Source organism: Curtobacterium sp. MCJR17_055 (assembly GCF_003224335.1).
In the GTDB taxonomy this organism is placed as follows: domain Bacteria; phylum Actinomycetota; class Actinomycetes; order Actinomycetales; family Microbacteriaceae; genus Curtobacterium.
The window spans coordinates 489945-503976 of record NZ_QKLF01000001.1; the positions used below are offsets into that span (position 1 = coordinate 489945).

Consider the following 14032-nt stretch of genomic DNA (forward strand, 5'->3'; position numbering starts at 1 on the left):
AACACCACTGCGCGCACCGCCGTCATCAGAGCGCTGCGACCCACTCGTCCGTCCCGTCGGTGAAGCGCTGGTGCTTCCAGATCGGCACCTGTTCCTTGACGAGGTCGACGAGCGCCCCGCACGCCGCGAACGCCTCGGCGCGGTGCCCCGACGCCACCGCCGCGGCGAGCGCCACGTCCCCGATGCCGAGTGCCCCGACGCGGTGCAGCACGGCGACGCGGACCTCCGGGTGCTGCTCCGCGATGGTCCGGGCGACCTCGGCGATGACCTCGCCGGCGCTCGGGTGCCGTTCGTAGTCGAGCGCGGTGACGCCCTTCCCGCCGTCGTGGTCGCGGACGACCCCCGCGAAGGTGACGACCGCGCCGTCGTGGTCGGAGGCGACGACCCGCGAGACCTCGTCCACCGTGATGTCGCGGTCGACGACGTCCGCGACGACCACGCGGTCCGCGGCTCCGGCACTCACGAGGCGCTCCGGGGAGCGTGACCGTCACCGTGCAGCTGAGCGAGCAGGTGGTCGAGCAGGCCGTCGAGCACGGCCAGGCCGTCCGCCACCCCGCCACGGGACCCCGGCAGCGTGACGACGAACGTGCCGCCCCCGACGATGCCGGCGACGCCACGGCTGAGGAGCGCGGTCGGTCCGGCTCCGGCCAGTCCCCGCCGGCGGATCTCCTCGACGATGCCGGGCAGTTCCAGGTCGAGCAGGGGTGCGACGGCCTCCGGGGTGCGGTCGGTCGGCGTGACGCCGGTCCCGCCCGTCGTGATGACGACCCGTGCGCCACCGGCGACGGCAGCGGCGAGGGTGTCGGCGACGGGACCACGGTCGGCGACGATCACCGGGTCACCGACGGCGAAACCGCGGTCCCGCAGCCAGTCGGCGATGACCGGCCCGGTGCGGTCGAGGGCCGGGTCCGTGGCGGCCGAGGTCGACACCACGACGACGGAGGCCCGTCCTCGGTCCGGGACGGCCGTGTCGTTCATCGGGCACTCCAGTCGCCGGAGCGGCCGCCGCGCTTCTCGAGTACGCGGACGTCGGTGATCGAGGCCGTCTTGTCGACCGCCTTCACCATGTCGTAGACGGTGAGCGCGGCGACGCTCGCACCGGTCAGGGCCTCCATCTCGACGCCCGTGCGTGAGGTCGTCCGCACGGACACCTCGACGACGACTCGGTCGTCGGCGCCGGAGATGTCGACCTCGACGCCGGCGATCGGCAGCGGGTGGCAGAGCGGGATGAGGTCCGAGGTCTTCTTGACGGCCATGATCGCCGCGATGCGGGCGGTACCGATGACCTCGCCCTTCGGCAACGAGCCGTCCAGGATGCGTGCGACGACGTCGGGTCGGGTGACGAGCGTCGCGGTGGCGGTCGCGGCCCGGGCGGTCACGTCCTTCTCGGAGACGTCGACCATGTGGGCGCTGCCGTCGGCGCGGACGTGGGACAGGTCGGTCATCGGATGCTCCAGACGGTCAGGGAGTCGCCCGGCTCGACGCTGGCGACGCCGACGGGGACGTGGACGAGGTGGGTGGCTTCGGCGTAGTGCCAGAGCAGGTGCGAACTCGGGCCCCCGACGAAGTGCACGCGGCCGTCGACGACGGTCCCGCGACGGACCTGGTGCTTGCCCGCGGGCGAGGTCGTGGGCTCGGCCGCCGGCAGCTCCGCGGTCGGACGGTGCTCCGGCAGCCCGACGGCGCGGGCGAGGACCGGGCGGAGGAACACCTCGAACGAGACGAGCGCCGAGACCGGATTGCCGGGGAAGGCGACCACCGGGACCGTTCGGCCGGCGACCGGGACCGATCCGAGCGCCTGCGGCCCGCCCGGCTGCATCGTGACCGGGGTCACGACGAGCCCGCGGGGTCCGAGGGCCTGCCGGACGACCTCGTACGCCCCCGCGCTGATCCCCCCGGTGGTGAGCACGACGTCGGCCCAGTCGCCCACGGCGTCGTCGAGGGCGCCGAGGAACCGGTCGGGGTCGTCGGGGACCCGGACCCGCCGCGTGTCGACCCCGACCTCGGCGAGCGCGGCGGAGAGTGCGACCCCGTTCGCGTCGCCGATGGCGGCCCCGGCGCGCAGGTCGGTGTCGGCCGTCGACCCGGGGTCGAGCAGTTCGCTGCCGGTCGACACGACGAGCACCCGCGGGCGCCGGACCACGTCGACCGTCGTCACGCCGGCGCCTGCCAGCGCACCGAGCACGGCCGGGGTGAGGGGTTGCCCGGCCCGGGCGATCGGAGCACCCGCGGCCAGGTCGGAGCCGGCGACACGCACGAAGGCCCCCGAGGCGAGGTCGGGCGGCACCGGCACGTCGTCGGACTGCAGAGCGGCGGGGAAGGACCGGGCGGGCGTGGACTCGACCGGGAAGACGGCGTCCGCCCCGTCCGGGATCCGCGCTCCGGTCATGATCGGGGCCGCGGTGCCCGCGCCGAGCGGCGGGGGCACGACCCCGGCCGGGATGGGTGCGCCCACCCGGACGGTCGTACCGGCGTCGGCGGCGCGGACGGCGAACCCGTCCATCTGGCTGTTGTCGAAGGCCGGCAGGGGCGTCGGCGCGAGCACGGTGGTGGCGAGCACGCGGTACCCGTGGCCTGCTCCGGACTCCACGGCCAGCGCGACGACCGACGACGACTCCGGCGGCAGCGACGACCCCGCGGTCGGCAGGGCCGGTCCCACGAGCGCCTGGACCGCGTCCCGGTGCTGACCGATCGTTCGCACGCGCGCCTCCGAATGGTCGTGACGTGGCGCCGACAGGACGACGGCACCACACGCGGGCCGCTCCTGGCCCGCATCTGTAGCGTAACGACGGCGCCGACCAGCGCCGAGGACGACCGGAGGACCTGTGGAGAACGAGAAGACGACGACGATCGGCGTGATCGGCGGCTCGGGCCTGTACGAACTGTTCGAACCCGGCACCGCGGACGAGGTCGACGTCCCGACGCCGTTCGGCCCGACCTCCAGCCCGATCAGCATCGGCACGATGTCCGGCCGCCGGGTCGCCTTCCTCACCCGCCACGGCCGGGCCCACTCCGTCGCGCCCCACCGCATCGAGCACCGCGCGAACCTGTGGGCACTGCGCTCCCTGGGCGTCCGCGCCGTCGTGTCCTCGAGCGCCGTCGGCGGCCTGCACCCGGACTACGCCCCCGGGACCTTCGTCGTGACGGACCAGCTCATCGACCGGACCTGGGGCCGGGCCGACACCTACTTCGAGGACGAGGTCCAGCACCTCTCCTTCGCCGACCCCTTCGACCCGGTGCTCCGGCGCGCGGCGATCGACGCCGTCGCGGCGCTCGACGTGCCCTTCCGCCCGACCGGCACGTGCGTCGTCATCCAGGGCCCGCGGTTCTCGAGCCGCGCCGAGTCCGTCTGGATGCGCGAGGCCGGCGGCCACACGATCAACATGACGATGACGCCCGAGGTCCCGCTGGCCGCGGAGCTCGGCATCGGCACGGTGAACCTGTCGTTCGTGACCGACGCCGACGCGGGCCTGGCCCCGGTGACCGACGAGACGACGAGCACCGACGCCACGACCAACACCGAGGCGCCGGTCACGCACCAGGCCGTCATGGACCGTCTGGCCCGCGCGAACGAGGTCATCGTCCGCGCCATCGGCTCGATCGTCGCCGCGGTCCCCGAGGACTACACGCCGCGCGAACTCGTCCCGGCGAGCGCCAGCGCCCGCGTGATGGACCTCCGCCCGTGACCCGGCTGCTCGTGACCGGCGGCGCCGGGTTCATCGGCTCCGCGATCGTCCGGCAGGCCCTGGCGGCGGGACACGAGGTCCGCGTCCTCGACTCCCTCCGCACCGACGTGCACGGCGACCCGGAGGCCGTCGTCACCGCGCACCGGACCGCGGGGATCGAGCTCGTGCACGGCGACGTCCGTGACCGTGCCGCCCTCGACGCCGCGCTGCAGGACGTCGACGTCGTCTGCCACCAGGCGGCGAAGGTCGGCCTCGGTGTCGACTTCCAGGACGCGCCCGACTACGTCTCGAGCAACGACGCCGGCACCGCGCACGTGCTCGCCGCGATGGACCGTCTCGACATCGACCGGCTCGTGGTCGCGAGTTCGATGGTCGTCTACGGTGAGGGTGCGTACAGCACCGCCGACGGCGACCCGATGCGCCCGCCGGCCCGCCGCCGCGAGGACCTGGACGCCGGCCGCTTCGACCCGATCGGCCCCGATGGTCGGCCGCTCCGACCCGGGCTGATCGACGAGTCCGCCGCACTGGACCCGCGGAACGTGTACGCCCAGACGAAGGTCGCGCAGGAGCAGCTCGCCTCGTCGTGGTCCCGCGCCACGGGCGGCCGCGCCGTCGCCCTCCGTTACCACAACGTCTACGGCCCGGGCATGCCGGCGAACACGCCGTACGCCGGGGTCGCGTCCCTGTTCCGCTCGGCGCTGGCGCGGGGCGAGGCGCCGCGCGTCTTCGAGGACGGGGCACAGCGCCGCGACTTCGTGCACGTCGACGACGTCGCGGGAGCGAACCTCGCCGCGATCGACGCGACCGGCTCCGCGCCGTCCGAGTCGTTCCGCGCCTTCAACGTCGGTTCGGGCACGGTGCACACCATCGGCGAGATGGCCGCCGCGATCGCCGGTCCGGACGGTCCGCAACCGGTCGTGACCGGTGAGTACCGCCTGGGTGACGTGCGGCACGTGACGGCGTCGTCCTCGCGGATCGCGGACGAGCTCGGCTGGCGCGCGCAGGTCGACTTCACCCGCGGCATGCGGGAGTTCGCGACCGCGCCGCTCCGGGCGGCCGTGCGCTAGGTCCGGGCTCCCGCGCTGCGGCGCCGTCCTGTCCCCCGAACAGGGCCGGGAGGCGCGTGGCGGCCCCGCCACGGGCCTCCCGGCTCCCACCCCCTCCGGGTGGGCGCGGTCGCACCACAGCGCGGTCCGCCGCGCATCGGCACACCGCGGACGGTGCGCAGAACGGCCGTCGGGGACGCGTTCACTGTCCCCCGACAGCCGGGATCGTGTTTGCTCGTGTGCATGACGCAACACCCCGCCGCCGACCCCGACGCCGGACCGCACCCCGAGGACGACAGCTCGACCAGTCGATCCGACGGAGGGCACCGAATGGTCTCCATGAGCGTCGACGTGATCCTCCCCTGCCTCGACGAGGCGGACGCCCTGCCGCAGGTGATCGGTCGGCTCCCCGAGGGCTACCGGGCGATCGTCGTCGACAACGGTTCGACCGACGGCTCGGCGGACGTCGCCCGCGCGCACGGCGCCCTCGTCGTGACGGAACCGGTCCGCGGGTTCGGCTCCGCCTGCGCCGCCGGTGTGGCAGCAGCGACCGCCGACTACGTCGCCTTCTGCGACGCCGACGCGTCGATGGACCCCGCCGAGCTCCCCGCCCTCGTGCAGCGGGTCGCGGACGGTCGGGTCGACCTCGCCCTCGGCCGCCGTGTCCCGACGAGCCGCGGCGCCTGGGCCCCGCACGCACGCTTCGCGAACCGCGTGCTCGCCGTCCTCATGCGACGTGCGACCGGCTACCGACTGCACGACCTCGGCCCGATGCGCGTGATGCACCGCGAGGACCTCGTCGCCCTCGACCTCCGCGACCGCCGCAGCGGCTACCCGCTCGAGATGGTCCTCGCCGCCCACGCCGCCGGGTGGCGCGTCGACGAGTCGGACATCGGGTACGCGCAGCGCATCGGCGACAGCAAGGTCACCGGGACGCTCCGCGGGACGGTCAACGCCGTCAAGGACATGTCCCGCCTGCTCCGTGCGTACCGCCGGGAGGCCCGGACCCGCTCCGCCGCGCCCGTGTCGGTCCGCCAGCGCGTCGCCGCCGAGGCCCGCTCGTGACGGCCGCGCGCACCACGGGCGGACCCGGCACCGACGGGCCCGTGGGCATCACGGTCGCGGTCGTCGCGAAGGAGTGCCTGCCGGGCAAGGTCAAGACGCGCCTGACCCCGGCACTCTCCCCCGAGGGCGCCGCACGGGTCGCCGCCGCGAGCCTCGCCGACACCCTCGCGACGGTCTCCGCGCTCCCCGCCGCCCGCCGGGTCCTGTTCTTCGACGGCGACGTCCTGCCCGAGGGTGCCGAGGGCTTCGACGTCGTCCACCAGCCCGGTGGCGGGCTCGACGAGCGCCTCGGGTTCCTGTTCGACACCGTGGACGAGCCGCTCCTGTTGGTCGGCATGGACACCCCGCAGGTGTCCGCCGACGCGCTCGCCCCGGTGTTCGCCGGTCCCGAGCGGGACGCGTGGTTCGGTCCGGCGGAGGACGGCGGGTTCTGGTCGCTGTACTTGCGCGAGCCGACCGGCGACCTGCTGCGCGGCGTGCCGATGTCGCAGGACGACACCGGGGCCGTGCAGCTCGCACGCCTGCGGACCGCCGGACTCGAGCCGGGCCTCCTGGCCGAGCTGCTCGACGTCGACACGCTGCCCGACGCCGAGCGCGTCGCGGCTCTCGCGCCCGCAACGCGGTTCGCCGCGGCCCTGGCCGCGGAGTCCACGACCACCTCCGGAGGTGTCCGATGACCGACACGACCAGCACCGTCCAGGCCTTCGGGGCCGGCGGCGACGAGCCCTACGCCCGCGCCCTGCGGTCCGACGGTCGACTGCGTCTGACGGACCCCGCCCGCCCCGGCGAGGTCGTCACGATGGACGTCGGCCGCTGGAGTGCCGCCGCGGACCGGGTCGACGTGTCGCTCCTCGAGGGTGCCGACGGCCCCGTGATCGACCTCGGGTGCGGACCGGGCCGGATGCTCGTCGCCGCGCTCCGGATGGGTCTGCCCGCGCTCGGCGTGGACGTCTCGGCCGAGGCCGTGGCGATCGCCCAGCGCTCCGGCGGTCGCGCGGTCCAGGGATCGGTCTTCGACCCGGTGCCGGACGAGGGCCGGTGGGACACCGCGCTCATCATCGACGGGAACATCGGCATCGGCGGCGACCCGGTCGCGCTCCTGTCCCGCGCCGCGCAGATCGTCCGGACGGGCGGCCGCGTGGTGGTCGAGACGAACCGCGACGCCGACGCCGACCGCACCTACACGGCCACGGTGACGGACGCGGACGGCCACGCCAGCTCGGCCTTCCCGTGGGCCGAGGTCGGCCTGCCAGCACTCCGTGCACACGCCGCCGCCGCGGGGCTCACCGCCCGTCAGAGTTGGACGGACGGCGGTCGGCACTTCTGCGAGCTCGTCGCCTGAGCCGTCCTTCTTTTGCATCATGCAAGAGAAGGACGTAGAGTGGTCGCAGCAGTCGACGGCGTCGCGGACGTCGACTCGACGGACGTGACACCTCGGCACGACAGCGAGGAGACCACCATGAACACCTTCCCCCTCGGCGGGACCTTCGTGAGCGGGCTCCGGCAGCGCGACGAGCACGGCACGTACACCTCGTCCGCGGACGCCCGGACCGACACGATCGGGAGCTACACCGGCGTCGCCGTGGGCCGCCTCGGCCGCTTCGTGGACACGCGGTCCCGTCGACCGAGCACGGTCACCGCGAGCACCCGCACCGTCACCGGCTCGGTCCGGACGGCCACGGGGTCGTTCCGCACCGCCTGACCCGCACCACTCCCCCAGACCGCGAGCGGTCGCACTCCCTGACGCCCCCCTTCGTCCGGGAAGGCGGCCGCTCGCTCCTCGTCCGGCAGGCGGCCGTCCTGCTCGTCCAGCGGTGACCCTGAACGCGTCCACCCGTCGGATGCCAGGATGGGCACATGAACGACCGTGCCGGCACCCCAGCGACCGCAGACGACCTCGTCGACCTCGACGCCCTCATCGCCGCGTACTACGACCGGGTCCCGGACGTCACGAACCCCGAGCAGAAGGTCGTCTTCGGCACCTCCGGCCACCGGGGCTCGTCGCTCGACACAGCGTTCAACGACACGCACATCGCCGCCATCACGCAGGCGATCGTCGAGTACCGCACCGCGCAGGGCATCGACGGCCCGCTCTTCATCGGCCGTGACACGCACGCGCTCTCCGGCCCGGCCGAGCGGACCGCGCTCGAGGTCCTCGCCGCGAACGGCGTGCACGTCCTCGCCGACGCCGACAACGGCTACGTGCCGACACCCGCGCTGAGCCACGCGATCATCGCCTACAACACGGCCGGCCACGACGACACCGCCGACGGCATCGTCATCACGCCGAGCCACAACCCGCCGCGTGACGGCGGCTTCAAGTACAACCCGCCGCACGGCGGCCCGGCCGACAGCGACGCGACGACGTGGATCGCGGACCGGGCGAACGCGATCATCGCCGGCGGCAACGCCGAGGTGCAGCGCGCCGAGCACGCCACCCACGACGGCTACGACTTCCTGCACAACTACGTCGCGGACCTCGAGAACATCATCGACATCGACGCGATCAAGCGCGCCGGGGTGAAGATCGGTGCCGACCCGCTCGGTGGCGCGTCGCTGCCGTACTGGAACCTCATCCGCGACCACTACGGACTCGACCTCACCGTCGTGAACCCGGACGTCGACCCGACCTGGTCGTTCATGACGCTCGACTGGGACGGGAAGATCCGGATGGACCCGTCGAGCCCCTCCGCCATGGCGTCCGTGGTCGCGCGGAAGGACGACTTCGACGTCCTGACCGGCAACGACGCCGACTCCGACCGGCACGGCATCGTCACGCCGGACGGCGGGCTGATGAACCCGAACCACTACCTCGCCGTCGCGATCGAGTACCTGTACGCGCACCGCCCGCAGTGGCGCGAGGACGCGGCCATCGGCAAGACCCTGGTGTCGTCGAGCATCATCGACCGCGTCGCGGAGTCCCTCGGCCGTCGCCTGTGGGAGGTCCCGGTCGGGTTCAAGTGGTTCGTCCCCGGCCTGATCGACGGCTCGGTGGCCTTCGGCGGTGAGGAGTCCGCCGGGGCCTCGTTCCTCCGCAAGGACGGCACCGCGTGGACGACGGACAAGGACGGCATCATCCTGGCGCTCCTGGCGTCCGAGATCGTCGCCGTGACGGGCAAGACGCCGTCGCAGCTGTACGCCGAGCTGACCGAACGGTTCGGCGCCCCGGTCTACCAGCGGGTCGACGCCGCCGCCTCGAAGGAGCAGAAGGCGCGCCTCGGCAAGCTCGACGGCGACGCCATCCAGGCCGAGACCCTGGCCGGCGACCCGATCACCGCCAAGCTGTCGAAGGCACCGGGCAACGACGCGGCCGTCGGCGGCGTGAAGGTCGTCACCGACAAGGCGTGGTTCGCCGCCCGCCCGTCGGGCACCGAGGACGTCTACAAGATCTACGCCGAGAGCTTCGTCGGGCAGGAACACCTCGAGCAGGTGCAGCGCGAGGCCAAGGAGATCGTCGACGCCGCGCTGGGGGCCTGACACCGGCCGTCGTTCCGTGCACGGCTGACCCCTGCCGTGCGCGCCGGGCCCCTGGTGCGGGTCCTCGGCGACCGCGCGATGCGGGCCTCCAGTCCAGCCGCACGTCGGGCTGTGGACGGCTGCCGATCCCCACAGGAACGCCCCGCCGGAGCACGCCGTGCGTGCGGCGGTTGTAACTTTGCACGCAGCGCAAAGTCCTCGGGAGTCCCGCACATGACACAGACCGCGACCGCACCCGCGGCCCCCACCACGGCGTCGAACGCCGTGATGAACCACCGCCAGATCCTCCTGGTGATCTACGGCCTCATGGCCGGCATGTTCCTCGGCGCCCTCGACCAGACGATCGTCGGCACGGCCATCCGCACCATCGGCGACGACCTGCACGGGCTCGACCAGCAGGCGTGGGTGACGACCGGGTACCTGATCGCCTCGACGATCACGACGCCGATCTACGGCAAGCTCTCCGACCTGTTCGGTCGGCGACCGCTGTTCATCACGGCCATCGGCATCTTCATCATCGGCTCGCTCGCGGCCTCGTTCTCGACGTCCATGCTCATGCTCGCCGGCTTCCGTGCGCTGCAGGGCCTCGGCGCCGGTGGCCTGATGTCGCTGCCGCTGGCGATCATGGGCGACATGCTCGCGCCGCGTGAGCGCGCCAAGTACCAGGGCTACTTCCTCGCCGTGTTCGGCATCTCCTCCGTCATCGGGCCACTGGTCGGCGGTGTCTTCGCCGGCGCCGACGACCTGCTGTTCGTCGACGGCTGGCGGTGGGTGTTCCTCATCAACGTCCCGATCGGCGTCATCGCGCTGTTCATGGTCTTGACGTTCCTGCACCTGCCCAACTTCGGCGAGCGCCGGAAGCCGCGCATCGACTGGTGGGGTGCCAGCCTCGTCATCGTCACCCTCGTGCCGCTGCTGCTCATCGCCGAACAGGGCCGCGACTGGGGCTGGGACTCCCCCGGCGCCTTCGCCTGCTACGGCATCGGCGCACTCGGGCTCATCGCGTTCGTCATCGTCGAGCGTGCGATGGGCGACGACGCGATCCTGCCGCTGAAGCTCTTCGGCTCGCACGTGTTCTCGATGGCAGCCGTCCTGTCCGTGCTCATCGGCTTCGGCATGTTCGGCGCGATGCTGACCATCCCGCTGTACCTGCAGATCGTCAAGGGGGTCACCCCGACCGAGTCCGGCTTCGCGATGCTGCCCATGGTCCTCGGCCTGATGATCTCCTCGATCGCATCGGGACAGATCGTCTCGCGCACCGGCAAGTACCGCATCTTCCCGGTCACCGGCACGGCCTTCACCGCCGTCGGCTACACGGTCCTGACGTTCCTGACCGCGGACCGCCCGCTGTGGTTCCTCATGACCGGGATGTTCCTCATCGGCCTCGGGCTCGGACAGCTCATGCAGACGCTGACCCTCGCGGCGCAGAACTCGGTGAGTCCGCGGGACATCGGTGTCGCCACCAGCGCCGCGACGTTCTTCCGACAGATCGGCGGCACGATGGGCACCGCCGTGCTGCTCTCGGTGCTGTTCAGCCTGATGCCGACCAACATCTCCGGGGCGCTCCAGAACGAGTCCGACCTCAAGAGCGCCCTGAACGCGGCGCTCAACCCGGCCGTGGCGAACGCCGAGCAGAACGCGGGCGTGATGGACCAGATCTGGGACCCGATCGTCACGCCGGTCAAGCGGAACGTGCAGGACGGTCTCGACCAGGGCGCCGTACAGGCCAAGCGCGCGGCGGACCAGGCCGTCACGGAGCGGGTCACCGCGGCCGTCCAGCAGCAGGTCGCCGCCGGACGGGTCCCCGCCGCGGCCGCCGACACGGTCATCGCCCAGCAGGTCGACGACGCGAAGGGTGCCGCCGAGCAGCAGGCACTGCGGGCCGCCGCCGCGAAGGCGAACGCCGAGGTCGTCGACGGCACGCTGCAGGTCGACTACTCCGACGCCGACCAGCGTCGTGACGTCGTCGACGCGGTGGCGCCGGAGCTCGTCGACCAGCTCCGCGACGGGAAGGGCGGGACGTCGTCGACCACGTCGTCCACCAACGACACGTCCTTCCTCAACGGCGCCGACCCGCGACTGAGCCGTCCGTTCCTGGTCGGGTTCAGCGACTCCGCCGTGACCGTCTACTGGGTGGGTCTGGCCGTCGTCCTCGTGGCGTTCGTCCTCACGTGGTTCTTCCGCGTGCCGCCGCTCCGGAAGACCTCGGCCCTGCAGGAGCAGGCCGACGCCGCACGGAAGAGCGCCGACGACGACCGCCTGACCGTCGACGCACAGCAGGCCGCCGCGGGGTCGGGTTCGCTCGTCTCCCCCGACACCGGCTCGACGGCGGTCGTGCCCACCTCCCCCGACGTCCTGCCGGCGGCGACGACGCACGGAGCGCACGCGGCGTCGACCCCGGTGGACGAGCCTCCGACGCTGACCGGCGCGATCCGGACGCAGCACGGCGCCCACGCTGCCGGCACGGCTCCGGCGACACCGTCGGGCCACGACGACCACCCGCACGGTCGCCACAGCGCCGAGTAGCTGCGCCGAGTAGCCCCGGACGAGGGCGGGTCCGAGCGACGGGACACCGCCGCGCGGACCCGCCCTCGTCACGTTCCGCGCCCGCACCGGGACGACTCCGTGCCGACTCCGGGCCGACCGGGGTAACGTCCGGACGATGAGTCTCGACGTGCGCAACGACACCGACAAGAACCAGTACTCCCTCGTCGAGGACGGCGAGGTGATCGGGCTGGCGGCCTACGAGGTCGACGGCGACGAGATCCGCTTCGTGCACACCGAGGTCGACCCCGAACACCGCGGCGGCGGCCACGCGTCGATGCTCGTCCAGAACGCACTCGACGACGTCCGCGCGAACTCCGACCGACGTGTCGTCGCCCAGTGCAGCTACGTCGCGGCCTGGGTCGAGCGGCACCCGGACTACCAGGAGCTCACGGCTCGCTGACGCGTTCCCGTCAGTACTGGCGGTCGTGCGTACCGGCCCGGTGCGCACCAGCCGAGTGTGCCCCGACGGCGGGCACCCGGATGAGCACCGACCCGCTCAGCAGGTCGTGGTCGTGACGGGACGGCGTCGGCGCCTCCCGCGGCAACCGCGCCTGCCGTTCGTACTCGGTCTGCGTCTCGTGCCGCGTCGGGGCGAACACCTCGTCCAGCATCCCGACCGCACCGCCGGATCCGCCCCCGCGCGTGGCCTTGTTCGACAGGTCGATCCAGCCCAGACGGTCGGCGATCCACATCACGACGGCCGCGACGGCCACCGCCCCCAGGAAGATCAACCAGTTCACGGGAGTGACGCTACGTGGCCGATCGACGGAGGACATCCGCCGCGCGGCTGATCCTCGCGATCCGCACCGACGGCGACGGCCGGACCCCGGGAGTCGGCGCTCAGGGCACGCGCTCGAGCCACTCCCGCGTCGAGAACTTCGTCTCGACGAGCTCCTGCGCCCGCTGCCGCTCGGCGTTGGTGACGTGCCCCTCGGTCGCGCCGTAGAGCTTCGTGAACGTGCCGATGAGCCGGTCGATGATCTCCGCGCGGGTCAGACCGGTTTGCGAGCGCAGCGGGTCGACCCGCTTCGCAGCGCTCGTCGTCCCCTTGTCGCTCATCTTCTCGCGGCCGATGCGGAGGACCTCCACCATCTTCTCGCCGTCCATGTCGTAGCTCATGGTGGCGTGGTGGAGGAGCGACCCGGTGCCGAGGCGCTTCTGTGCGGCCCCGCCGATCTTCCCCTTGGTCGAGGTGATGTCGTTGAGCGGCTGGTAGTACGCCTCGATGCCCAGGGACTTCAGCGCCTCGATCACCCACTCGTCCAGGTACGCGTAGGAGTCGGCGAACGTCATGCCCTGCACGAGGTCGGTCGGGACGTACAGCGAGTACGAGATGATCGCGCCCGCGTCCATGAACATCGCACCGCCGCCCGAGATCCGCCGCACGACCTGCACGCCGTACTTCTCAGCGCCGGCCGGGTCGACCTCGTTCTTGAGCGATTGGAAGGACCCGATGACGACCGCGGGCTGGTCCCACTCCCAGATGCGCAGCGTCGGCCCGCGGCGTCCGGCCCCGACCTCCTCGGTGAGGACCTGGTCGAGCGCGAGGTGCTCGTTCGGGCTGATCGGCCCCTCGTGGACGACCTGCCACTCGTAGTCCCGCCACGAGGAGGCGCGCGAGAGCGCCCGCCGTACCGCGACCCCGACGGACTCGGGCGTGAAGCCGAGCAGGACGGCGTCCTCCGGCAGCGCGTGGCGGACCGCGGCGGCGATGCCGGCCGCGTCGGTGTCGGCACGGAGCCCGTCCACCGCCTGGTCGATGAGCGGGAGCGCGTCGTCCGGTTCCAGGAAGAAGTCACCGGCCAGGCGGAACTGGTCGATCTTGCCGTCGACGACCTCCAGGTCGACGACGACGAGCTTGCCTCCGGGGACCTTGTACTCACCGTGCATGTCGCCACCCTATTCCGGGAGGCCCGTGGCGGCCCCGCAGCGGGCCTCCCGTCCGGCGGCCGGGAACGGCGTCCGTCGCCCGCAGTGCGACCCGATCACCTGAAAACGAACCGAGTTGCCGCTGTGCGTGTGCGGGCGTAGCGTCGTCACCACGCCTGGGGTGCGACCCCCCTCGAGCCTCGGGCGTCGCCACTCGATCCGTTCCCCCCAATGGGTCGAGTGGTCCGGCCCCGGTCTGTTCCCCCCCAACAGGCCGGGGTCTTCTCCGTCGGTGGGTGTGTTCATCCACAGGTCGCGGGTCGGTCGCTGGTTCCCGAATAG

15 protein-coding genes are annotated in these 14032 nt (G+C 72.7%); 9 read left to right on the forward strand and 6 right to left on the reverse strand.

Going from position 1 to position 14032, the window contains the following annotated elements:
- Positions 1–25: 25 nt before the first annotated feature.
- The 4 genes from DEJ16_RS02300 to glp are packed head-to-tail and all read right to left on the reverse strand — an operon-like array spanning position 26 to position 2701.
- Positions 26–463, reverse strand: coding sequence for a molybdenum cofactor biosynthesis protein MoaE (locus DEJ16_RS02300; protein ID WP_110823553.1), 438 nt, complete (start codon positions 461–463; stop codon positions 26–28).
- Positions 460–978, reverse strand: a complete 519-nt coding sequence (locus tag DEJ16_RS02305) for a molybdenum cofactor biosynthesis protein B (protein ID WP_110823552.1) — start codon at positions 976–978, stop codon at positions 460–462. The genes DEJ16_RS02300 and DEJ16_RS02305 overlap by 4 nt, the downstream gene beginning before the upstream one ends.
- Positions 975–1445 (reverse strand): cyclic pyranopterin monophosphate synthase MoaC, encoded by a 471-nt coding sequence (moaC, locus tag DEJ16_RS02310; RefSeq protein WP_110823551.1) that lies wholly within the window; start codon positions 1443–1445, stop codon positions 975–977. Before moaC ends, DEJ16_RS02305 begins: the two co-directional genes overlap by 4 nt.
- Entirely contained in the window at positions 1442–2701 is a 1260-nt protein-coding gene (gene glp, locus DEJ16_RS02315; protein ID WP_258365759.1) for a gephyrin-like molybdotransferase Glp, read from the reverse strand. The genes moaC and glp overlap by 4 nt, the downstream gene beginning before the upstream one ends.
- A gap of 124 nt (positions 2702–2825) precedes the next feature.
- Here glp and DEJ16_RS02320 point away from each other — a divergent pair, with 124 nt between their 5' ends.
- The 9 genes from DEJ16_RS02320 to DEJ16_RS02360 all read left to right on the forward strand — a co-directional run bounded on the left by DEJ16_RS02320 (position 2826) and on the right by DEJ16_RS02360 (position 12221).
- Entirely contained in the window at positions 2826–3686 is an 861-nt protein-coding gene (locus tag DEJ16_RS02320; protein WP_110823550.1) for an MTAP family purine nucleoside phosphorylase, read from the forward strand.
- Positions 3683–4753, forward strand: a complete 1071-nt coding sequence (locus DEJ16_RS02325) for an NAD(P)-dependent oxidoreductase (protein ID WP_110823549.1) — start codon at positions 3683–3685, stop codon at positions 4751–4753. The genes DEJ16_RS02320 and DEJ16_RS02325 overlap by 4 nt, the downstream gene beginning before the upstream one ends.
- Before the next feature lie 309 nt (positions 4754–5062).
- Entirely contained in the window at positions 5063–5797 is a 735-nt protein-coding gene (locus DEJ16_RS02330; RefSeq protein ID WP_110823548.1) for a glycosyltransferase family 2 protein, read from the forward strand.
- Entirely contained in the window at positions 5794–6474 is a 681-nt protein-coding gene (locus tag DEJ16_RS02335) for a DUF2064 domain-containing protein (protein WP_258365761.1), read from the forward strand. Before DEJ16_RS02330 ends, DEJ16_RS02335 begins: the two co-directional genes overlap by 4 nt.
- Entirely contained in the window at positions 6471–7139 is a 669-nt protein-coding gene (locus DEJ16_RS02340; protein ID WP_110823547.1) for a bifunctional 2-polyprenyl-6-hydroxyphenol methylase/3-demethylubiquinol 3-O-methyltransferase UbiG, read from the forward strand. The genes DEJ16_RS02335 and DEJ16_RS02340 overlap by 4 nt, the downstream gene beginning before the upstream one ends.
- A 39-nt stretch (positions 7140–7178) precedes the next feature.
- A complete protein-coding gene (locus tag DEJ16_RS02345; RefSeq protein WP_110823546.1) occupies positions 7179–7499 on the forward strand; it encodes a hypothetical protein in 321 nt (106 codons plus the stop codon).
- A 155-nt stretch (positions 7500–7654) separates the two neighbouring features.
- Entirely contained in the window at positions 7655–9274 is a 1620-nt protein-coding gene (gene pgm / locus DEJ16_RS02350; protein WP_110823545.1) for a phosphoglucomutase (alpha-D-glucose-1,6-bisphosphate-dependent), read from the forward strand.
- Between the two features lie 213 nt (positions 9275–9487).
- A complete protein-coding gene (locus DEJ16_RS02355; protein WP_181419417.1) occupies positions 9488–11800 on the forward strand; it encodes an MDR family MFS transporter in 2313 nt (770 codons plus the stop codon).
- Positions 11801–11936: 136 nt separating this feature from the next.
- A complete protein-coding gene (locus DEJ16_RS02360; RefSeq protein ID WP_110823544.1) occupies positions 11937–12221 on the forward strand; it encodes a GNAT family N-acetyltransferase in 285 nt (94 codons plus the stop codon).
- A gap of 10 nt (positions 12222–12231) precedes the next feature.
- Here DEJ16_RS02360 and DEJ16_RS02365 read toward each other — a convergent pair whose 3' ends face one another.
- Positions 12232–12561: a hypothetical protein gene (locus DEJ16_RS02365; RefSeq protein WP_110823543.1), complete on the reverse strand. Its 330-nt coding sequence runs from the start codon at positions 12559–12561 to the stop codon at positions 12232–12234.
- Between the two features lie 100 nt (positions 12562–12661).
- Positions 12662–13711: a biotin/lipoate A/B protein ligase family protein gene (locus DEJ16_RS02370; protein WP_110823542.1), complete on the reverse strand. Its 1050-nt coding sequence runs from the start codon at positions 13709–13711 to the stop codon at positions 12662–12664.
- Positions 13712–14032: the final 321 nt, after the last annotated feature.